Genomic DNA, 21568 nt, shown 5'->3' with positions numbered 1-21568 from the left:
ACAGTGCTTATCACCCAGCGGCCCACGCTCACCGAGCAGCAGATCAGCCCGACCCGCTCCAAGTTCACCATCGAACCCCTGGAGCCCGGTTTCGGCTACACGCTCGGCAACTCGCTGCGGCGCACGCTGCTGTCGTCCATCCCGGGCGCGGCGGTCACGTCGATCAAGATCGACGGCGTCCTGCACGAGTTCTCCACCATTCCCGGCGTGAAAGAAGACGTCGTCGAACTGGTGCTGAACGTCAAGCAGATCTGCGTCTCCTCGGAGAACGACGAGCCGGCCACCATGTACCTGCGCAAGGAAGGCCCGGGCGAGGTTCTCGCCGGGGACATCCAGCCGCCCGCCGGCGTGCAGGTCCACAACCCCGAACTCAAGCTCGCGACCCTGAACTCCAAGGGCCGCATCGACATGGAGTTCGTGGTGGAGCGCGGCCGAGGCTACGTCTCGTCCCCGGCCAACAAGGGCGAGACCAACGAGATCGGCCGCATCCCGGTCGACTCGATCTACTCGCCCGTGCTCAAGGTGGCCTACTCCGTCGACGCGACCCGCGTCGAGCAGCGCACCGACTTCGACAAGCTCACCGTCGACGTCGAGTCCAAGCCGTCCACGACCCCGCGCACCGCGCTGGCGTCGGCCGGTTCCACCCTGGTGGAGCTGTTCGGCCTGTACCGCGAGCTCGACACCGAGGCCGAAGGCATCGACGTCGGGCCCAGCCCGGCCGACCAGCAGCTCGCCGCCGATCTGGCCCTGCCGATCGAGGACCTGGACATGACCGTCCGGTCCTACAACTGCCTCAAGCGCGAGGGCGTCAACACCGTTGGCGAACTCATCAACCGCACCGAGGCCGACCTGCTCGATATAAGGAATTTCGGGCAGAAGTCGATCGACGAGGTCAAGATGAAGCTCGCCGGCATGGGCCTGAGCCTGAAGGACTCGCCCGGCACCTTCGACCCGAGCGAGGCCGCTGTGGCCTACGGCGGGTCGCCGGTCGCCGAACACGACGAGTACGAAGAAGACGGTGAAGATCTCCGCGAGACCGAGGAGCTCTAAGCTTCCCGACCAGTGGCGGTCGGTTCCGTAAGACGGCCGGCCGCGTCAATTTTGAAGGAGCAAGACAATGCCCAAACCTACAAAGGGCCCGCGCCTGGGCGGTTCCCCGGCTCACGAGAAGCTCATGCTCTCGGGCCTCGCGGCCTCCCTGTTCGAGCACGGCAGCATCACCACCACGGTGACCAAGGCCCGCCGCCTGCGCCCCTACGCCGAGCGTCTCATCACGTACGGCAAGAAGGGCACGCTGCACCACCGCCGTCTGGCGCTGGCCAAGCTGCGCAACAAGGACGCCACGCACGACCTGTTCGAGCAGGTCGCGCCCCGCTTCGCCAACCGCGAAGGCGGCTACACCCGGATCATCAAGGCCGGGAACCGCAAGGGCGACAACGCTCCGATGGCGATCATCGAGCTGGTCGACTAGCTAGGCTGTCGAACCGCGCGCAGGGCTCATGCTCTGCGCGCGGTTTGCTTTATCCGGAAGGACTGCTGTGGACGAGGTTGTGGACAGGACCCGCTTGCGGCTGGGTGTCGCCTACGACGGGGCCGCGTTCTCGGGCTGGGCGCTCCAGCCGGGGCTGCGAACGGTGGCCTCCGAGGTCATCCGCGCGCTGGAGCTGCTGTTCGGCGAGATCAGTGACTTCACGGTGGCCGGGCGGACGGACGCGGGCGTGCACGCGACGGGCCAGGTGGTGCACGTCGACGTGCCGACGGCGAAGTGGGAGGCCTTGGAGGAGCGCCTGCTGTGGAGGCTGCGAGGCATCCTCCCGGCCGATGTGCGGGCGGTCTCCGCCGAAGCGGTGGATCGGAGCTTCAACGCGCGCTTCGCCGCGCAGTGGCGGCGGTACCGGTACCGTGTCGCGGACGCGACCTGGGGTGTGAACCCGCTGCGGCGCTTGGACACCCTCGCCTGGCAGCGGCCTATCGACGTCGAGCGGATGCACGCGGCGTGTCAGCGCCTCATCGGCGAGCACGATTTCGTGGGCTTCTGTAAGCAGCGCGAGGGCGCGACGACGATCCGGGAGCTGCAGCAGTACGACTGGGCGCGTGACGAGGACGGGGTAGCAGTCGCGACGGTGCGCGCGGACGCGTTCTGCCATTCGATGGTTCGGAGCTTGGTCGGCGCGGCACTCGCGGTGGGCGACGGCCGCAGAGACGAAGATTGGCTCGCCTCGATCCTCCAGATCGGTGAGCGAGCCAACGATGTGCATGTGGTGGGACCGCACGGCCTGACGCTGGTCGAGGTCTCCTACTCGGAGGACCCGAAGGACTGGCAGGCCCGAGTCGACCTCACACGCCGGGTGCGGACGCTTTAAGCAGAGCGAGCCAGGAGCCGTATTCCGTCACTGAAGACCTCCTCAACCGGTGTCCCGATGCTCCCGCAAAGTCGCTGTGCGTGACGAAGTGTCGGCACCTCGTTTCGGGTAACGAATTTTCGGTGCCTGTTCTTTGGGGGTCGTTCACGCGTCAGTCAGTCCGAGCCTCGATGCTGAGGCCATGAGACGCTTCCTCACAGTTGGTGCAGTGGCGGCCACCGCCGCGACCGCGCTTTTCGTCGCCCTTCCCAGCCCCGCCGACGCGCATCCCTCTCGCGATTTCGACCTGCAGGCCCACCGAGGCGGGCTCGGGCTGGTCGTCGAGAACACCTTGCCCGCCTTCGCGAACGCCCTCGAGCTCGGCGTGAGCACGCTTGAGCTCGACGTCCAGATCACCGAGGACGGCTTCGCCGTCGTCACCCACGATCGCCGCGTGAGCGGCGGTAAGTGCCTCGACACCGCGCCGGTCTTCGAGGGCGACCCCGAGTACCCCTATGTCGGGAAGTACGTCAAGAACCTCACCCTGGACCAGGTCCGCACCCTCGACTGCGGCAGCCTCGTGCAGGCCGCCCACTCGAACCAGGAGACCCATCCTGGTGAGCTGATGCCGCTGCTCAGCGAGGTCTTCGACCTCGTACGCGAATACCACGCGCGCGGCGTGAAGCTCAACATCGAGACGAAAGTGGAGGCCGGTGCGCCGGACGAGACCGCGCCGCGCGAGGCGTTCGTGGAGACCGTGGTCGCCGACATCCGCGATGCCCGGATCGGCCGCCAGGTCACGATCCAGAGCTTCGACTGGGGCACGCTCATGCTCATGGGCGAGACCGCGCCCGAGCTGCCGCTGGTCGCGCTCACGAACATCTCGTTCCTCCAGACCGGCCAGGCCGGGGCCTCGCCTTGGCTGGGCGGCATCGACATCGACGACTTCGGCGGCGACCCGATCGCGGCGATCGACTCGTTCGGCGCCGACGCGTTCTCGCCCGTCCACGGGTCCCCGCAGAACGGCAAGGTGACCGACGCGAATTACGTGCCGTACGTGACCGAGGCGATGGTCGACCACGCGCACGACTACGGCATCGAGGTGGTGCCGTGGACCGTGGACGACGAGGCCACCATGCGCAAGCTCATCGACGACGGCGTGGACGGCATCATCACCGACTACCCGGACGTGCTCCGAGAGGTCATGCGGGACTACGGCTTCCACCTCCCGAAACGGTACTGCGACCGGTAGCGACCGAATCGTTACGCGGTGTCGGCCCGGTCACGACAGGGTCCTGTTTGCTCACCGCCCCATCACGGTTCGGCCACGAGGGGAACCGAAACGCGGAATCGGCTGTCTCATGGAAGTACCCCGTCATCCCGAGTGAGAAGGGAACCCCTCCATGAGACGCCACCACGTGGCCGGTATTCCGGCTGCCCTCCTGCTGATCGCCCTCGCCGCCTGCTCCGGTACCGCCGGTTCGGAATCCGGTGCCGCGCAGGACATGGGCGAGGTCGGGCCCGCAGACCCCGAGGAGACCTACGGCGCCGAACAGCCGGTCTCGCCCGGCGATGATCCTCAATCGACGTTCGCGGTCGACGTCGACACCGCCTCCTACGACTACGCGCGCCGCTCACTCGAAGACGGGGCGCTGCCACCGGCCGACCAGATCCGGCCCGAGGAGTTCGTGAACTACTTCGACCAGGGCTACACCGAACCCGAAGGGAACGGCTTCGCGGTCAGCGTCGACAGCGCCGAGCTGCCGAGCTGGTACGACGCGGGCGACGCGACTCACGTGATGCGCGTGGGCCTCCAGACCCGCAGCGAGCCCGAAAGCGAACGCGCCGACGTGAACCTGACCTTCGTCATCGACGTCTCGGGGTCGATGGACGAGGACGACCGCATCGGCGTCGTCCGCGACTCGCTCGACCTGCTCGTGGGCCAGCTGCGGCCGACCGACTCGGTCGCGATCGTCACCTACGAGTCCGATTCCGAAGTGCTGCAGCAGATGACGGAAGTCGGGGACGGCGAGGAACTGCGCGGGGCGATCGACGAGCTGTACGCGCGCGGCTCAACGAACATGCAGGCCGGCCTGGAGGACGGGTACGCGCTGGCGGGCGAGGCCTTCGACGCGGACAAGGACAACCGGGTCATCCTGCTCTCCGACGGCGAGGCGAACGTCGGCATCACCGACCACGACGAGATGCTGGACGCGCTCGGCGAGGACGTCGCCGAGGGCATCACGCTGCTCACCGTGGGCGTCGGCGACTCCTACAACCAGGAGATGCTGGAGCAGCTGGCCGACAACGGCGACGGCTGGGCGGTGTACTTCGCGACCGAGTCCGAGGCCGAGCGCGTCTTCTCGGAGCGGCTCACCTCGACGCTCGGGGTCGCCGCGCGGGACGCGAAGATCCAAGTGACCTTCGACGAGACCACGGTGGCGGAGTACCGCCTCATCGGCTTCGAGAACCGCGCGATCGCGGACTACGAGTTCGAGGACGACAGCGTCGACGGCGGCGAGGTCGGGCCCGGGCACAGCGTCACGGCGCTGTACGCGCTGACGCTGACCGGCGATGCCGGTGACGTCGCGCAGGTGGGGGTGCGCTGGCAGGACCCGTCGGGCGAGCACACCGGGAGCGCGGAGGCGGTCCTGCCGACGACCGCGATGTCCGCGTATCCCAACGCGCACTTGAGTGTCGACCTGGTCGCGGCCGCCTTCGCCGAAGTCCTGCGCGGCAGCGCCGGTTTCGACTGCGACGACATCCTCGCCGCGGCCCGCGAGCTCGCCGAGACGACCGAGGACCCGGACGTGGACGAGTTGGCGGAGCTCATCGCGATCGCCTCGGATCTCGGGGCGTAGTCTCGTCGCCGGTGCCGCCCGAGCCTTCGGCTCCGGGCGGCCACCGGGGCCTCGACCTCGGCGTCGAGGCGGTCGAGTGCGGGTCGGTTCAGCCCGGCTCGGACGCGGCCCGAGGCGCCGGACGAGAAAATTGAGCGCTTCGGCCTCGGCGTCCTAGCCGCTTGGCCGGATGCCGAGGTCCGGGCGCATATGCCCTGGTCCTGAAGTTTTTGAACACGTTCGATCGCACGATCCGCGGGCTTGTGAAAGCATTCACAAGAGCGTGATTTCGGGTTCCCGGGCCCGTAGCTTCAAGGCATGGATGCAACCCAGCTCCTCGCCCAGGCGTCCGATGTAGTCGCCGCCGCAGACCCCGCCGGGCTCATGCCCGCGCGCCAGCAGATGGCGCTGTCCCTCGGATGGCACATCATTCTGGCCTGCTTCGGAGTCGCCTTCCCCGCCATCATCTTCGCGATGCACCTGCGCGGCATCCGAAGGAACGACCCCGTCGCGCTGAATCTCGCCAAACGCTGGGGCAAGGCCTCCGCCGTGCTCTTCGCGATCGGCGCCGTCTCCGGCACCGTCCTCAGCTTCGAGATGGGCCTGCTGTGGCCCGGCCTCATGGGCACCTTCGGCGACGTCCTCGGACTGCCCTTCGCCTTCGAAGGACTCGCGTTCTTCCTCGAAGCGATCTTCCTCGGCATCTACCTCTACGGCTGGGGCAAGATGCCCCCGAAACTGCACCTCTTCATGGTGCTCCCCATGGCGATCACCGGCGTCATCGGCACCTACTGCGTCCTCGCCGTCAACGCCTGGATGAACGCCCCCGTCGGCTTCGACATCGTGGGCGGCGAAGTCGTGAACATCGAGCCTTGGGCCGTCCTGTTCAACCAGCACGCGTTCCTCGCCTTCGCGCACATGTGGCTCGCCGCCTACATGGTCACCGGGTTCACCATCGCCGCCGTCTACGCGGTCGGCATGCTCAAAGGCCGCCGCGACCGCCACCACCGGCTCGGGTTCATGGTCCCGTTCGCCTTCGCGACCATCGCGGCCCTCGCGCAGCCCCTCGCCGGGCACTTCCTCGGCCACGACCTGGCCGAACGCCAACCCGCGAAACTCGCCGCGTTCGAATACGCCGACGAGACCGCCGACGGCGCGACCCCGCTCACCATCGGCGGCTTCTACATCGACGGCGAAGTCAAGTGGGCCATCGAGATCCCCTACCTCAGCTCGGTCGCCTCACTGAACTCGTTCACCGAGCCCGTGCCCGGCCTCGACCAGTTCCCCGAGGAGGACCAGCCGCCGGTGAACTTCACCCACTACTCGTTCCAGGCCATGGTCGGGATCGGCCTGCTCCTCCTGGCGGCTGTCGCCCTGTACTGGTTCCTGCGCTGGCGCAAGAAGGACCTCCTCGAGAACCGCTGGTTCCTCCGGTTCATGGCGGTCACCGGACTGCTCGCGATGACCGCCATGGAAGCGGGCTGGATCGCCACCGAAGTGGGCCGCCAGCCCTGGATCGTCTACGGCGTCATGCGCACCCCCGAAGCGGCCGCCGACCACTCCGGCGGACTCTGGGGCATCTACGGCGCCTCCGTCCTCCTCTACGGCGGCATGACGATCGCCGCGATCGTCATCCTGCGGTCGATGGCGCGGCGCTGGCGCTCGGGCGCGGCGGACCTGCCGAGCCCTTACGGGCCGAGGCCCTTGCCGGCCGACGGACCCGGCGAGGTCCGGGAGTGCGCCGATGAGAAGGCCGACGGCGCGAACCGCCCGACCGCCGAGCAGGGAGCCGCGAAATGATGTCGCTCGAATTCGCCGTCGCCGCAGCGCTGTTCGCCGGGGTCGTCGCCTACGCCGTCCTCGGCGGAGCCGACTTCGGCTCGGGCTTCCACGACCTCACCGCGGGCGGCGCGCGCCGCGGGGCGCCGCTGAGGACGCTCATCGACCACAGCATCGGCCCTGTGTGGGAGGCCAACCACGTCTGGCTCATCTACGTGCTGGTGATGTGGTGGACCGGGTTCCCGGAATCGTTCGCCGCCACGATGACCACCCTCTACGTGCCGTTCGTGCTCGCCCTCGTCGGCATCGTGCTCCGCGGCGCCAGCTTCGCGTTCCGCAAGTACAGCGAGACCCTCTGGCAGGCCAAACTGTTCGGGGTCGTCTTCGCGACCTCATCGGTGCTCGCCCCGTTCTTCCTCGGCACCATCGTCGGCGCGCTCGCCTCGGGCCGGGTCCCGGCGGACGGGAACGGCGACCCGTGGTCGTCGTGGATCAACCCGACCGCCCTTCTCACCGGGTGCATCTCGGTCGGCACCTGCGCGTTCCTCGCCGCGACGTTCCTGACCGCCGACGCCGCCCGGCGCGGCGAGAACGCACTGGCCGCGAAGCTCCGGATTCGATCCCTTGTGGTCGGTGCGGGGACCGGGATCGTGGTCTTCGCCGGGCTCATCCCGATCGAGCACGACGCGCCGACGTTCTGGGACGGCCTCACCAGCCGCGCCGCACCCGTCATGGCGCTCTCGGCGCTCGGCGGGATCGCGACGCTGGTCCTGTTGTGGCGCGGGCGTTTCGGCCCGGCCCGGTTGGCCGCGGTGGTCGCCGTCGCGGCGGTGATGGCCGGGTGGGGGATCGGGCAGTACCCGTGGGTACTCGTCGACCAGGTGAGCATCGCCGACGGCGCTGGGGCGCGGGCGACCCTGCAGGGGCTGCTCGTGGCCGTGGGGATCGCGGCGGTGATAGTCGGCCCGGCGCTCGGGTACCTGTTCTATCTGACGCAATCACCCGAATGGAACGGGGAGGCGCGCGGCGGCGTCGAAGCGGGAGAGGGTGGTTCGATCCGCCGCGGCGACTCGCATTGGAGCGGTCGGCTGGGGAACTGACCGCTTCGGGGAAGGCTTGACACCTGCGGTGGATGAAGGGAGGGCCGGGCGCGCCAGTGCCCGGCCCTCCTTGGTGCGCAATAAGCGATGCGCGGGATCAGATGCTGAGCGACCAGCTGTTCAAGGTGCCGCTGGAACCGCCGGAGTAGGTGTCGGTGACACGCAGCGTCCAAGTGCCCGAACGGTTCTCGGTCGAGAGGTTGACGCTGTAGGTGGTGGCGATGTTCGCACCGGAGCCGCCCGCGGCCTTCAGCGTGCGGCTCGTGCCGTCAGGGGCGATGAGCGCGATGGTGATGTCGCCGCTGTAGGGGTGGGTGATGTTGACCGTGACCGAGCTCGTGGAGGACGCGGTCCCGGTGCAGGACAAGGCGATGGTCGAGTTCAGCGGCGAGCCTTCGGGAATGGCGGCCGCGGTGGTCTTCGAGCCGGTGCAGCCGGTCGGGGTGCCGCCGGAGGACCCGCAGTAGTTCGTCAGGTGCGACTGGATCGCGGACTTCTCGGCGGCGTCGACCGAGAGCTTGTACAGGTACTTGACGTGGGTCCAGGCCTTGACGTAGTCGCAGCGCAGACCGGTGGTGTTGACGGGCATCCACTCGGCCGGGTCGTAATCGCTCTTGGAGGAGTTCGCCGAGGTGGTGGCGATCCACAGCTGCGGGGAGTTGATGTCGTTGGCGAAGGCCTGGCGCTGCGCGGTCGTCCAGGACCAGGCGCCGGAGGCCCAGGCCTCGGAGAGGGCCACGACGTGGTCGATGGTGGCGTTGGAGACCGAGGTCGTCCAGGTGTTGTCGAAGTCGGACTGCCAGTTGCCGGAGGTCGGCTGGCAGCCGTCACTGGTGACGACGTTCTGGCCGTCGCGCTTGAGAACGTACTGGCGGGCGGTGCAGCTCCCGGTGCCGCTCACGGACTTCCAGTGCGGGAAGAGGCTGCGGTCGTAGGTCGAGCCGTGGGACTCGGCGGCGACGGTGAGCGCGTTGAGCTCGGATTGCGCGGTCGCGGTGGACGGGATGCCCGGCGGGCGGACGGCTTCGGCGGGCGCGGCGTCGAGGATGACGACCGAGAGGACGGCCAGCGCGGCCGCGGCGAGCGCGGCGATGGTGCGGCGGGCGGGGAGGGTCCAGGAAGGCATTGTTCGGCTCCTGAGGTGAGGCGGTCGGGGGAGCGGCCGATGGGGTCGGCCGCGGGGAAGCGGGCCCGCCGGGGATGGGACGCGGGCCTGGATTGATCAAATCATGGGATGATCGGCTATGGCAATAGTCACAGTAGATTGTTCACATTCCCGACACGAGCCGGTCGGTGCCAGGCGGTCGGAAGTTCGCCGAAAGACATAGGCGCACAACGGGACTGCCCGCGCGGAGGGCGCGCAACGGGGATCCCCGAGCTGGACGTGCGCGACCGGAACCGCCCGTCCGGAGGACGACAACCGCTCGTGCGGAGGACGCAACCGCCCCCTCGCGGAGGACGGTTACCGCCCGCGCCGGAGGGCGCGGGCGGTAGCGGTGTTCGAGAAGTAAGGCGTGAGCGCGGCAGTTGACGTGCGATTCGCTGTCGCACCTAGGAGTCAGCGTTGATTCGGGGTGCTTACGAATGCCCGATTTGCCGGGACACTCCCGTTCATGTTGTTGCGGCTGAACCGATGTCGTACCTCGTGGGCAGAATGGAATTGGGGGGTCCCCGGGTGTCCGATTTGCCGGGGCCCTCCGCTCATGTTCGGGCCAGCGGCCTTACTGCACTTCGCGCCTCGGGTTGAGCTGGTCGATGAACCAGACGTCCACGAGGTCGCTCACGATGGCGCGCACCGGTTCTGACGCCTCCTCGATGGGTTCCCCGTCGGTGCGGCCGATGACCACGTACATCAGGTAGTGCCCGTAGGTGTTGTACCCGACCATGGTGGCGGCTCGGCCGAGTTCCGCTGCCTCGCCGTCGGTTCGCAGCGCCGCGAAGCCGCCTTCGAGGCCCGCTTCGATCGCGGCGCGCAGCGAGTCCGCCTCGGCCGCGTCGGCGAGGTTGAGGACGCCCGCGGTCGCCGCGTATCCGCCGTCCGGGTTGACGAGCGTCGCGCGCACGGTCTGCGTGCAGTCGGCGTCGTCCAGCAGATCGGCGAGCTCGTCGAGGCCGGCGTCGGCGCAGTTCGAAAGCGTTTCCGTCTCAAGGACTTTGTACGCGCCCGTGCCTCCGTCCGGGACGATCGCATCCGCTCCGAACAGCTCCTCGACCGAGATCGGCGCGGTGTCGGTCGCGCGGCTGGCGATCGGGTCGACCACATCCGGCGCACCCGCGAATTCATCCACTGAGGATGGTTGACCGGCCACGGGTTCCGCGCTCGACGCCGACGGGTCCGGTTCGCCCTCGCGGAGGACGATGAACGCCCCCGCCGTACAGGCCGCGGCGACCGCGAGCCCGCTCACGATCGCGAGCGCGACCAGCCACCACTTCGTGCGGCGTCGCGCGCGCTGCGCGGCGCGGCGCAGGGGGCGCGAGGCCTGGATCTGGTCCAGGTGCGCTTCCATCTCCTCTTCGGCCGAGTGCTGTCCCGGCGTCGGCGGCAGCGGGCGATCGCCAGCGCGGAGCCGCACGGTCGGCGTGCGGTCTTCGGGGCTGAGCCGCGCTGTGGGCGCGCGCATCTGCGAACGCTCGTCGAACTCCGCCCAGTCGAAACCTGGATTGTCCGGAGGCCGGTGCGCTTGCGTCTCCTGGGGAACTCCGAACGGTGACGGGCCATGTGCCATGGAGGCAGCTTAGACCCGGAAACCGCCGAAACCGGGAAACGTTCCCCCGGGAGAAGGACGGCGTCGAGCGGCGTTCATCTCCTCGGGTGATAAGTCGCGCCACGTGACATATCACATGTCACACTGCGGAATCGGTACGGTGAACGGCATCTGCCAGGTGGCATATCACATGTCACGCAGTGCAGCCCGGGAGCGAGAACGGCGCAGGTCTCTAACCGGCCGATCCCGGCGACCCGCGCGCGCCCGGCGCGCGACAATGTGGGACATGTCCAAAGGCCCAGCCGACCAGCCAGAGCACTACTTCAGCGAGCAGCCCGCCGTCGACGACCGCGAACGCACCGTCGAGTTCGACCTCGACGGCGTCAAGTACGAGCTGACCGCCTCCACCGGGGTCTTCTCCGGCAACCGCCTCGACCCCGGCACCAGCGTGCTGCTCAACAAGGTCGTGCCGCCCGAGACCGCCGGGACCTTCCTCGACCTCGGCTGCGGATACGGGCCGATCAGCGCCGTGCTCGCCCAACGCGACGACGCCGAGATCTGGGCCGTCGACGTCAACCGCCGCGCCCTCGACCTGACCCGCCGCAACACCGAGAAGGCCCCGGGCACCGTGCACGTCGCCGCGCCCGAGGACGTCCCGGCCGACGTGCGGTTCGACGAGATCTGGTCCAACCCGCCCATCAAGGTCGGCAAAGAGGCCCTGCACGAGCTGCTCGAGACCTGGCTGCCGCGCCTCAAGGACGGCGGCGTCGCCTGGCTCGTCGTCTCCAAGCACCTCGGCGCCGACTCGCTCGCGCGCTGGCTCACCGAACAGGGCTGGGAAGTCGACAAGCACGCGAGCGCCAACGGCTACCGCGTCCTGAAGGTCGAGCGCCCCGAGTCGTAGCGGCGTACGTCGGAACCGCGCCGCCACTGCGGATCGCAGCGGCGGCCGGGTTTCGCGAACCGGTCGGCTGGACCCGCCCGGCGCCACTCGCTCCGCCGCCGCGAACGATCGGACGGAGTGCCGCGAACGACACGGGCCGCGCCGCTCGCTCGAGGCGAACGGCGCGACCCGACTGGTGCGCTCAGCGCGCCCCCGTCACTCTCCCGAAGGCGGATTCAGGACGATCCCGCTGGCCACCGGCGTGCCGAAGTTCGGCGTCCCGTCGGCGTTGAACGTGAACGGCTGCACCCGCGTCTCCCGGTTCGAGCCGCAGCCCTGGCCGCTCTGCGGGTTGCCGTGGTACACGATCCACTGCTGCGAGCCGTCAGGCGAGGCGAAGAAGCCGTTGTGCCCCGGCCCGAACACCCCGTTCCCCTGCGACAGCACGGGATTCGCGCTCTTGTCCCAAGAGGACGCCGAGAGCACCGAGCCGCCGTCGTACGACAGCAGGCCCAGCTTGTAGTCGTCCGTCGTGCACGACGAGGCCGAGTAGACGATGAACGTCCTGCCGCCGTGCTGGAGCACCACCGGCGCCTCGTTCACGTTGGCCCCCACCGTCTCCCACGAGAGCGTCGGCGTCGCGATGGTCACCTGCGAGCCGGTCACGGTCCAGGGGTTCGACATCGCCGCGATCCGGATCGACTGGTTCGCGCCGACCCACTCCGACCACAGCAGGTACAGCGAGCCGTTGAGCTCCAGATAGGACCCGTCGATGTTCCACTGGTTCGGCAGCGGCGTGCCCATGAACTCGTACGGCCCCATCGGGGTCGAACCGGTCGAGCGCAGTACGTGGAGGCGCTGGCCGTCGAAGTTCGTCTGGGAGTTCCCGGAGGTGTACATGAGGTACCAGACGCCGCCGATGCGGTGGAACTCCGGCGCCCAGTGGGAGCAGCAGCGGTTCGCGTTGCCCGAGTCGTTCCACACCACCGTGTCCGCGGCGGTCTTGAGTCCCGCCAGGGTCGTGGCCCGGCGCATGATCACTGTGGAGTTCCACGTGGTGGTGGACATGTAGTAGTAGCCGTCCCAGTACTCGATCCAGGGGTCGGCGCCGTTGGAGCGGATCGGGTTGGCGACACCGGTGTTCGCGGCCTCGCTCAGGAACCACTTCTGCGCGTTCAGTCCGTTGTACGTGTACTGCGAGATCCGGGCGCCTGCGGTCGTGGACCAGCCCCACAGGTCGAGGGCCTTGCCGGAGAAGCGGTTGACGAAGCTGAAGGACCCGTCGGCGTGCTCGGTCACCGACCACTGCTGGTTGGTGAAGTTCTGGTCCGCCGCCTGGGCGATGACGGCCCCGTCGGCGGCGTCCCAGCCCCAGACGTCGAGCACGAGGTTCGAGTGGCGGGCCTGGATCTTGTAGTAGCCGCTCCCCGCGGCGACGAACCGGAACTGCTGGTTCGTGCCGGCGTCGCGGCCCCACTGGACCAGTTCGGCGCCGGCGGCCGTGGAGGCGCCCTCGATGTCGAGGGCGAGGTGGGAGTGGGCGCTGGTGATGGTGAACCAGACGCCGGTGGTCACGGCGCCCTGCGCGGGCGCGGGGGTAGCGGCGACCAGGCCGAGGGCGGCCATGGCGGCGGCTGCGGCGAGCGCCAGCAGCGAGCGGCCCCGTCGCAATATGGCTGTGGACATCGTTGTCTCCTGGTGTGAGGGTCGTCGGCCGAAGCCGATGTATCGCTTGATCGAAATGTGCGGATAAACTGTCGCCGAGTCGGCCGCCGCAGGCGGAACGATCTCGTGGGAGCGGTCCGGCAGCACCGGTTTGCATCGTTGTAGAATTCTGCGGAACGGAGGAGGTGCGATGGCGGCGACCTTGCGCGATGTCGCGAAACTGGCAGGCGTCTCATTCAAGACCGTCTCGAACGTCATCAACGACTACCCGCACGTCCGCCCCGCGACCAGGGAGAAGGTCGAGAGGGCAATCGCCGAGCTCGGCTACAAGCCGAACCTGAACGCGCGCAGCCTGCGCTCGGGCCGCACCGACACCGTCGCGCTCGCCGTCCCCGAGCTCAACCTGAGCTATTTCGCGGAGCTCGCCGGGATGGTCATCGCCGCCGCCGAGGAATCGGGGCTCACGGTGGTCGTCGAGCAGACCGGCGGCGACCGCGACCGCGAGCTGGCGCTCCTGCGCAGCCCCCGCCTGAGCATGACCGACGGCCTCATCCTCAGCCCGCTCGGCATGGGCCAGGAGGACGCCGACGCGCTCGAAGTCCCGTTCCCGCTCGTGCTCCTGGGCGAGCGCACCTTCGACTGGCCGTGCGACCACGTCACCATGCGCAACGTCGAGGCCGCCCGCGCGGCGACCGAGTACCTGCTGGCCTCGGGCCGCCGCCGGATCGCCGTCATCGGCGAGTACGAGGGCGAGGTCATGGGCTCGGCCCGACTCCGCCTGCGCGGCTACCGCGAGGCGCTCGCCGCGCACGACGTGCCCTACGACGCCTCGCTCGTGGTCCGCGCGACCCTGTGGCACCGCGCCGACGGCGCCCGCGCGATGCACGAGCTCCTCGACCGGGACGTGCCGTTCGACGCGGTATTCGGCTTCAACGACACCATGGCGCTCGGTGCGATGCGCGTGCTCCAGGAGGCCGGCCGCCGTGTCCCAGAGGACGTGGCGGTGATCGGCTTCGACGACCTGGACGAGGCCGCCTACTCGATCCCCTCGCTCACCACAGTGGACCCGGGACGGGAGTGGCTGGCGCGCACCGCACTCGAGACGCTGCTCGCACGGATCGCCGAGACCGGTCCCAAGCAGCCGCCGCGCACCGAGCTGGCGGACTTCACGATCGTCGAGCGCGAGTCGGCGCCGAAGAACTGACCTCCGGGCGCTCCGCGACGCCTCGGGTCCGGGCGCCGTGGCGCTGAGCGCCGGTCGTCCACCGGTCCGGGGACGCTTCGCGGTTCCGAATGGGCGCCCCGCCTGCCCGGACCCCGATCGTTCCGCCAACTCCAACATCCGTCCTCCAGGTCTGAAGCGAAGCCGCGCAGCGGATCGGGGATCGCGCCGCGCGGGCCGCGGGTACACGCCGTCCGGGAGCGGCGGGGCATCGAGCGCCCGCCGCTCCCGGCGGCCGCCTACTGGATGCCCTCTTTCACGAGCCGCCACTGCTGGCACGTCGATCCGTTCGCGGTCCACTGCTGCGCCACCGCGCCGTCCGCGGTGGCGCATCCGTTGATCTCGAGCCTCTTGCCGCTGTTGGCGTTCGCGAAGGTCCACCAGCCGCCGCTGGTCGCGGCCGTCCACGACTGCGTCGAGCTCCCGGTCGGTCCCCACTGCACCGCGTCCACCCCGTCGGCGGTCTGCGCCGAGGGGATCTCGAGCAGCTTGCCGCTGTTCTGGTTGGTGAACTGCACTGTGGCGCCGCCGCTCACGGTCCACCGCTGCGCCGCGTTGTTCGTGTCGCCCCACTGGCCAACGGCCGCGCCGTCGGTCGTCAAGGCGCTCAGCACCTCCAGGTACTTGCCGCTGTTGCGGTTCGCGACCTGGAACACCGGCGCGAGCGCGCTGCTCGAGTACAGGTGGATCGCGTCGAGCTCGGCGAAGTTGGTGCCCTTGGTGAACCGGATCGTGTTCGTGCCCGCGTTCAGCGTGACGGTCTTCTGCGCCCAGCCGTACCGGCCCCAGTCCACGGTGGCCGGGTAGCTGATCGACGAGCCGGAGCCGCCGTTCACGCTCACCGAATGCGTCGCGGTCGAGCCGAAGCCGTTGTCGTAGCGGACGTTCATCGTGTAGGACCCGGCGGTCGGCACGTTCACGGTGAACTGCACGTAGCTGCCGGCGTTGTTGATGTTCCCGACCTTCGACCCGTTCGCCGCCTGCACATGCGCGACCGTCGACACGTCGTTCAGCGTCGCGTTCTCGGCCTCGTACTGCCGGGCGTCGAGCGGGATCGAGCCGACCCTGATGTCGTTGAGGTCGGTGGTCGTGTTCTCGACGTTCACGGCCTGGTAGAGCGTGCGGCCGTCGGCGCTGTAGTCGATGCCCTGCGCGAACCCGCTGAAGCTCCCGCCCTGAGTGTCGCTGGCGTCGTAGGTGACCGCCATCGGCAGCCGCTCCCACGGCCCCTCACCGAGGTTGTAGTTGACGTAGAAGTTCTGGCCGCCGTCGATGTTGCCGCTCCCGTCGAGCGACCACTTGGAGGCCACCACGACCATCCCCTTGGGGCCGCCGGACGGCACCCACTTCACATACGGGGAGGAGCCGATGCCGCGGCCGTTCGCCAGCTTGATCTGGGTGCCGATGCTGTTGGTCGTGCCCCAGTTCAGGCCGTCGGCCGAGATCTTGTAGTAGACCGGCGCGGTGTTCTGCGACTGGCTGGGCCGGTTCACGACCTCGAAGGTCGCCATGTAGCGGCCGTCGGGGAGCTTCGTCACCGTGATCATGCCGGGCCGGTCGCTCTGGTTGGTCGGGGCCGAGACGTTGACCAGCGAACCCCAGGTCTTGCCGCCGTCGGTGGAGCGGCGGTAGGAGACCGCCTGGAGCACGCCGTTCGCCTTCTGGCGCTCGTCCGAGAAGTACGCGGCGAGGCCGCCGTTCCCGTCGATCGCGAGCGAGGGCTCCCACACGGTGGTGGTGGTCGACGACGGCGACGGGTCGTAGACGGCCGGGCCGCCGGTGTCGATGGTGCTCAGGTAGCTCCAGCTGGTGCCCTGGTTGGTGCTCTTGTACACGACGAGGCGGCTGGTCGAGCGGTTCTCGGGCATGACCATGCCCGCCAGGAGGATCGTGCCCGCGGCCAGGTCGCCGGTGGTCTGGGTGACCTCGTAGAGGAACGGCTGGGCCGTGCGGGTGAGCGCCGGGAAGGTCGCGCTCGGGTTCACGTCGGCGACGTGGGTCCAGCTCGCGCCGTTATTGGTGCTGCGGTAGATCGGGTAGACCTGCACGCCGTTCTGGAGCACCAGCTTGTCGAACGTGACCAGCTGCGTGCCGTTGGCGCTGCCGCTGTTCTTGAGCACGATGATCTTGGCGTAGGTGGTCCCGGCGGGCGTGCCGCCTTCGGGGTTGAACGAGCTGCCGGCGGCGGGCGAGTAGACGAGCGCGCCGTTTCCGGTGGTCACAGCCGCGGCGGGCGCGGGCGCCCAGCCGATCGACGCGGCGATCACGGTGAGGAGGAAGGCGGCGACGGCGAACACGGCGCCGCCCCGCCTGAGGCTGAGGAGTTGAGGGCTTCGCATGCGACTTCCAATCTTTACAACGTTGTATCATGCGTGCGGGCCATCGTAAGACCATCAAAGCCCGCAGGTCAAGCCCCCGCTCGCGGATCCGGTCACAGATCGGAAACGAAGTGGACACGAACGGTGGGTCCCGTTGACAGTCTCGTCGGGGTGTGCGTACGATTCCCAGACTTACAACGTTGTACAAGACGGTTCCCCCAGTACAGGACCCCCTCGACGTTGTACGGCACCAATTGAAGTCAGCACCAATTGACAGCGCCGGTTGTGACAGCACAGTCGCGTTGGGAGGGAACTGAAATGAAACGCAAGACGGTACTCATCGGCGGCGCCGGCAGCGCCGCGCTGGCGCTCCTCGGGTCCGGTTGCTCGGGCGAGGAGACCGGCGGCCCGGCCACCCTGACGTTCTGGCACGGCTACACCGAGGCCGACGGCGACGTGCTCCAGGGCATCGTCGACGACTTCAACGCCTCGCAGGGCGACATCACGATCAACACCGAGGTCAAGACCTGGGCCAGCATCGACGACACCCTGCTCACGGCGCTTTCCGCCGGCGAGGGCCCCGACATCGTCGCGATGCCCGCCGAGCGGCTCCCGGTGTACGCCGACAAAGGCGCGTTCGCCGAGCTCACCAGCTTCTACGCCGACGACTCCTCCAACACCGCGAACCTCATCCCGGGCGCGGTCGCGATGATCGAGGTCGAGGGCACCAAGTACGGCGTGCCCACCGGTTTCGTGCCGCTGGCCGTCTACTACAACACCGCGCTGTTCGAGGCGGGCGGCGTCACCGCGTTCCCCGGCACCTGGGACGAGTGGGTCGCCACCGCCAAGCAGCTCACCGTGGACGAGGACGGCGACGGCACGCCGGAGCAGTACGGGGTGGTCCTCCCCGACCACGCTACCGTGGCCAATGGACTCTGGCCGTCCCTGTTCTACGGCAACGGCGGTGACATCGTCAGCGAGGAGATCGACGCGGTCATCGACTCGCCCGAGAACGCCGCGACGCTCGAGTACTGGCGCAAGGCCATTGTGGAGGACAAGATCTCGCCGACGGGCATCGACGGCGTCGGCGCCGACGAGCTGTTCGGCGCGGGCAAGGCCGCCATGACGATCGGCGGCCCCTGGATGGCCTCGATCGCCGCCGAGAACGGCATCGACTGCGCGATCGCCGCGATCCCGGCCGGCCCCGCGGCCCAGGCCGCCTCGGCCATCGGCGTCTCCATGGCCGTCACTGTGGACGCGGACGACAACGCCCGCGCCGCCGCCGAGAAGTTCTTCGCGTTCTTCCTGAACGACGAGAACGCGGCCGCCTGGTCGCTCGGCTCCGGCTGGCCGCCGCTGCGGACCGACGTGCCCGCCGAAGCGGTCAACTCCAACCCGGTCGTCGCGTCGCTGACCGAGATCGCCGACCTCGGGCGGCCCCTGCTGCCGGGCGTCGTCAACAGCGTCGACGTGCTCGCCGCCGTGGACGAGCTGACCCAGCGCGCCATCGCCGGCGAGGACATCGACGGGCTGCTCGCCGAGGCGCAGGGGACCATCCAGGACGCGCTCTAGGCCGGACCGACGTCCGAACAGGACAGCGATCGGCGGGGACGCCGCCCCTCGGCGTCCCCGCCGCCCCAAGGGGAGTGAAGGAGACCATGACCACCGCACCACCGACGGGCCGCCGGTACCGTCCGCCCGCACCGCTGGGTGGACGCCGCCGCGTCGACAGCCCCAAGCGCCGCAGCGCGATCGCGGCCGCGTTCCTCGCGCCGGCACTGATCATCCTGGGCCTGTTCACGATCTGGCCGATGCTCTCCGCCCTGCGGCTGTCCTTCACGGACGCCAGCGGCTTCGGCGAGCCCGAATGGGTCGGCCTCGAGAACTACATCGGGGTCTTCACCGACCCCGACCTGCTCAACGCCGTCACGAACACCGCGCTCTACACGGTGCTGTTCACCCCGGTCGCGGTCGCCGCGGCCCTCGGCTTGGCGCTGCTGCTCAACAACCCGCGCCTGCCGTTCCGGGGCTTCTTCCGCACGGCCCTGTTCGTGCCGTTCGTGGTCTCGTTCTCGGTGGCGGCCTTCGCCTGGAGCTACCTCGTCGACCCGCAGGTGGGCCTGCTCAACTACTGGCTGCGCGGCCTCGGCATCCAGCTCGGCAACGTGCTCGAGGACCCGAACCTGGCCATGCCCATGGTCGTGCTCGTCGCGGTCTGGAAGCTCTTCGGCTTCTACTTCGTGATCTTCCTGGCCGGACTGCAGGACATCCCGACCTCGATCTACGAGGCGGCCCGCATGGACGGCGCGGGGGCGTGGTCGCGCCTGCGCAACGTCACGCTTCCCATGCTCTCCAACACGATGGCGTTCGTGCTCGTCTTCGCGATGATCGCGGCCCTCCAGGCCTTCGACCAGATCTACGTGATGACCGGCGGCGGCCCCTACGGCAGCACCCAGACCCTCGTCATGGAGATCTACGAGTCCGGGTTCCGCAAGCTCGAGATCGGCTTCGCCTCGGCGCTGTCGTACGTGCTGCTGGCCGCGACCCTGCTGCTGAGCCTCGTGCAGTTCGTGTTCTTCGGCCGCAAAGAAAAGGACCTGGCATGAGTACCGCACGCCGCTCCCTGCGCGACCTCCGGCCCTCCACTGTGCTCACGACGATCGCGTTCGTGATCGTCACCGCCCTCGTGCTGCTGCCGATCGCGATCATCGTGCTCACCGCGTTCAAGCCCGCGGCGGAGGTCAACGCCTACCCGCCGAGCCTGCTCCCGGACGACTGGACGCTCGCCAACCTCAAGACCGTGACCTCGGAGCTGCCGTTCGCGCGCCTGGTCGGCAACAGCTTCGTCTTCGCCGGGGGCGTGACGCTGTTCGCGCTCGTCTTCGACTCGCTCGCCGCGTACGCCTTGGCGCGCTTGGACTTCAGAGGCCGGAAGGTCCTGCTCGTGGCCATCATCGCGACACTGATGATCCCGTTCCAGGCCACGCTCATCCCGCTGTACCAGCTCGTGGCCGACCTCGGCTGGGTGAACACGTACACCGGGCTCATCGCGCCGCGCGCCGCCGATGCGTTCGGGATCTTCTTCCTGCGCCAGTTCTTCCTCGCGCTCCCGCGCGACATCGACCAGGCGGCGCGCATCGACGGCGCAGGGGAGTTCCGGATCTTCCGGTCCGTTGTGCTCCCGAACGCGGTTCCCGCCCTGCTCACCTTGGGGCTCTTCACCTTCGTCAACAACTGGAACGACCTGCTGTGGCCGCTGGTGTTCACCACCGACGCCGAGATGGGCACGATCACCTCCGGCCTGACGCAGCTCACCGGACCCAGCGGCATCGTGCCCCACGGCGTGATGATGGCCGGCTCGCTCATCGCGATCCTGCCCCTCGTCATCGCCTTCCTCTTCATCCAGCGCCGCTTCATCGAGAACATCGCAACGACAGGACTCAAATGACCGGTTCACCGCACTGGCACCGCGACGGCGGACTGCACTTCGCCGTAGGTGTCGAGGACACCTTCGTGCCCCAGGCCGGACCGGGCGAGCGGCCGATCGACGAGTACGAGCTCACCGAGCACTACGAGCGGTGGCACGCCGACCTCGGCCTCGCCGTCGAGGCGGGCGCCGAGCTGGTGCGCTGGGGCGTGCCGTGGCATCGGATCCAGCCCGAACCCGGGCGCTGGGACTGGGACTGGCTCGACCGCGTCATGGACCGCTACGCCGAACTGAATCTTCGGCCCATTGTGGACCTCATGCACTACGGCACTCCGCTGTGGCTCGAGCGCCAGTTCGCGAACCCCGACTACCCGAAGCTCGTCGCCGAGTACTCCGCCCGCGTCGCCGAACGCTACGCGCACCTCGACGTCACCGACTACACGCCGGTGAACGAGCCGATGATCCACGCCCTGTTCTCCGGCGAGTACGCGTACTGGCCTCCCTACCTCTCCGGGCCGCGAGGACTCTCGACCATGGTGGGGCAGCTCGCGCGCGGCTTCGTGCTCGCGCAGCGGGCCATGCGGGACGTGCTCGGCGACCGCGCCGTCTTCGTCCACGTCGACGCCGGGATGCGCTACGTCGGCGACACCGACGCCCCCGAGCACCGCGAGCACGCGGCGCGCCTGAAGGACCAGGTCTTCCTCGTCGAAGACCTCGTCACCGGCCGCGTCGACGCCGCCCATCCGCTCGAAAACCACCTGCGCGCCAACGGATGGGACGACGCCGACTTCGCGTGGTTCGCCGAGGCACCGGTGCGGCCCGACGTCATGGGCGTCAACTACTACCCGCGCCACTCGACCGAGCTGTTCGAGGCCGGGGTCTTCCACGGCGGCGGCTTCCGCGACCCGCGCCCGACCCGCGACGACGGCGTCGCCGGCATGAACGAGCTCCTCCGCGAGGCGCACGCCCGGTACGGGGCGCCGGTCATGCTGACCGAGACCTGCGTGACGGGCTCGGTCAAGGAGCGGATCGACTGGCTCGACGAGTCCGTGGCGGCGCTGCACGACCTGCGCGGCTCCGGCGTCGACGTCATCGGGTACACCTGGTGGCCCCTGTTCGACATGTACGAATGGACGTACCGGCACTCGGAGCAGCCGCGCGAGGCGCACCGACTCACCATGGGGCTGTGGCGACTCGAGGAGAGCGCGACCGGTCTCGAGCGAGTGCGCACCGACATCGTCGAACGCTTCCGGCGCCACGCGCGCGGTGACTAGCCGTCCAGCCCGC

The 21568-nt window shown here is 69.0% G+C and carries 16 protein-coding genes and 1 pseudogene; 13 read left to right on the top strand and 4 right to left on the bottom strand.

Going from position 1 to position 21568, the window contains the following annotated elements; genetic code table 11:
• The first annotated feature begins 3 nt into the window (after positions 1-3).
• The 7 genes and pseudogenes from O1R50_RS18285 (at position 4) to O1R50_RS18255 (ending at position 8061) form a co-directional block, all read left to right on the top strand.
• Positions 4-1050: a DNA-directed RNA polymerase subunit alpha gene (locus tag O1R50_RS18285; protein WP_208495377.1), complete on the top strand. Its 1047-nt coding sequence runs from the start codon at positions 4-6 to the stop codon at positions 1048-1050.
• 67 nt (positions 1051-1117) lie between these two features.
• Positions 1118-1465, top strand: a pseudogene (gene rplQ / locus O1R50_RS18280) (50S ribosomal protein L17); the annotation flags it as partial.
• A 34-nt stretch (positions 1466-1499) separates the two neighbouring features.
• Entirely contained in the window at positions 1500-2363 is an 864-nt protein-coding gene (truA, locus tag O1R50_RS18275; protein WP_408612741.1) for a tRNA pseudouridine(38-40) synthase TruA, read from the top strand.
• A gap of 181 nt (positions 2364-2544) precedes the next feature.
• Positions 2545-3594 carry a glycerophosphodiester phosphodiesterase family protein gene (locus tag O1R50_RS18270; RefSeq protein ID WP_270111596.1) on the top strand — a complete coding sequence of 350 codons (1050 nt, stop codon included), beginning with the start codon at positions 2545-2547 and terminating at the stop codon, positions 3592-3594.
• Between the two features lie 151 nt (positions 3595-3745).
• Positions 3746-5203 carry a vWA domain-containing protein gene (locus O1R50_RS18265; RefSeq protein WP_270111595.1) on the top strand — a complete coding sequence of 486 codons (1458 nt, stop codon included), beginning with the start codon at positions 3746-3748 and terminating at the stop codon, positions 5201-5203.
• A gap of 297 nt (positions 5204-5500) precedes the next feature.
• Positions 5501-6982 carry a cytochrome ubiquinol oxidase subunit I gene (locus O1R50_RS18260; RefSeq protein ID WP_270111593.1) on the top strand — a complete coding sequence of 494 codons (1482 nt, stop codon included), beginning with the start codon at positions 5501-5503 and terminating at the stop codon, positions 6980-6982.
• Positions 6979-8061 (top strand): cytochrome d ubiquinol oxidase subunit II, encoded by a 1083-nt coding sequence (locus tag O1R50_RS18255; RefSeq protein WP_270111592.1) that lies wholly within the window; start codon positions 6979-6981, stop codon positions 8059-8061. The genes O1R50_RS18260 and O1R50_RS18255 overlap by 4 nt, the downstream gene beginning before the upstream one ends.
• Positions 8062-8158: 97 nt before the next feature.
• Here the strand turns inward: O1R50_RS18255 and O1R50_RS18250 are convergent, their stop codons facing one another.
• Both O1R50_RS18250 and O1R50_RS18245 read right to left on the bottom strand, forming a co-directional pair.
• Entirely contained in the window at positions 8159-9187 is a 1029-nt protein-coding gene (locus tag O1R50_RS18250; RefSeq protein WP_270111590.1) for a proprotein convertase P-domain-containing protein, read from the bottom strand.
• Between the two features lie 595 nt (positions 9188-9782).
• Positions 9783-10682: a hypothetical protein gene (locus O1R50_RS18245; RefSeq protein WP_270111589.1), complete on the bottom strand. Its 900-nt coding sequence runs from the start codon at positions 10680-10682 to the stop codon at positions 9783-9785.
• 370 nt (positions 10683-11052) lie between these two features.
• Here O1R50_RS18245 and O1R50_RS18240 point away from each other — a divergent pair, with 370 nt between their 5' ends.
• Entirely contained in the window at positions 11053-11670 is a 618-nt protein-coding gene (locus O1R50_RS18240) for a class I SAM-dependent methyltransferase (protein WP_270111588.1), read from the top strand.
• A 195-nt stretch (positions 11671-11865) separates the two neighbouring features.
• Here O1R50_RS18240 and O1R50_RS18235 read toward each other — a convergent pair whose 3' ends face one another.
• Positions 11866-13335 carry a family 43 glycosylhydrolase gene (locus tag O1R50_RS18235; protein WP_270111587.1) on the bottom strand — a complete coding sequence of 490 codons (1470 nt, stop codon included), beginning with the start codon at positions 13333-13335 and terminating at the stop codon, positions 11866-11868.
• A 169-nt stretch (positions 13336-13504) separates the two neighbouring features.
• Here O1R50_RS18235 and O1R50_RS18230 point away from each other — a divergent pair, with 169 nt between their 5' ends.
• Positions 13505-14518: a LacI family DNA-binding transcriptional regulator gene (locus O1R50_RS18230; protein ID WP_270111586.1), complete on the top strand. Its 1014-nt coding sequence runs from the start codon at positions 13505-13507 to the stop codon at positions 14516-14518.
• 257 nt (positions 14519-14775) lie between these two features.
• On the opposite strand, the gene O1R50_RS18225 is transcribed toward O1R50_RS18230, so the two are convergent.
• Complete coding sequence (locus O1R50_RS18225) at positions 14776-16875, bottom strand: RICIN domain-containing protein (protein ID WP_270111585.1); 2100 nt, start codon at positions 16873-16875, stop codon at positions 14776-14778.
• A 297-nt stretch (positions 16876-17172) separates the two neighbouring features.
• Here O1R50_RS18225 and O1R50_RS18220 point away from each other — a divergent pair, with 297 nt between their 5' ends.
• From O1R50_RS18220 to O1R50_RS18205, 4 genes are all read left to right on the top strand, one after another.
• Complete coding sequence (locus tag O1R50_RS18220; protein WP_270111584.1) at positions 17173-18426, top strand: extracellular solute-binding protein; 1254 nt, start codon at positions 17173-17175, stop codon at positions 18424-18426.
• An 86-nt stretch (positions 18427-18512) separates the two neighbouring features.
• The gene (locus tag O1R50_RS18215) at positions 18513-19460 is read left to right on the top strand and encodes a carbohydrate ABC transporter permease (protein ID WP_270111583.1); all 948 of its coding nucleotides are present in this window, start codon (positions 18513-18515) and stop codon (positions 19458-19460) included.
• Positions 19457-20302 (top strand): carbohydrate ABC transporter permease, encoded by an 846-nt coding sequence (locus tag O1R50_RS18210; protein ID WP_270111582.1) that lies wholly within the window; start codon positions 19457-19459, stop codon positions 20300-20302. The genes O1R50_RS18215 and O1R50_RS18210 overlap by 4 nt, the downstream gene beginning before the upstream one ends.
• Positions 20299-21555, top strand: a complete 1257-nt coding sequence (locus tag O1R50_RS18205; protein ID WP_270111581.1) for a family 1 glycosylhydrolase — start codon at positions 20299-20301, stop codon at positions 21553-21555. Before O1R50_RS18210 ends, O1R50_RS18205 begins: the two co-directional genes overlap by 4 nt.
• Positions 21556-21568 lie beyond the last annotated feature (13 nt).

The organism is Glycomyces luteolus, assembly GCF_027622875.1.
Lineage (GTDB): Bacteria > Actinomycetota > Actinomycetes > Mycobacteriales > Micromonosporaceae > Glycomyces > Glycomyces luteolus.
This window is presented reverse-complemented; position numbering and strand designations above follow the sequence as displayed.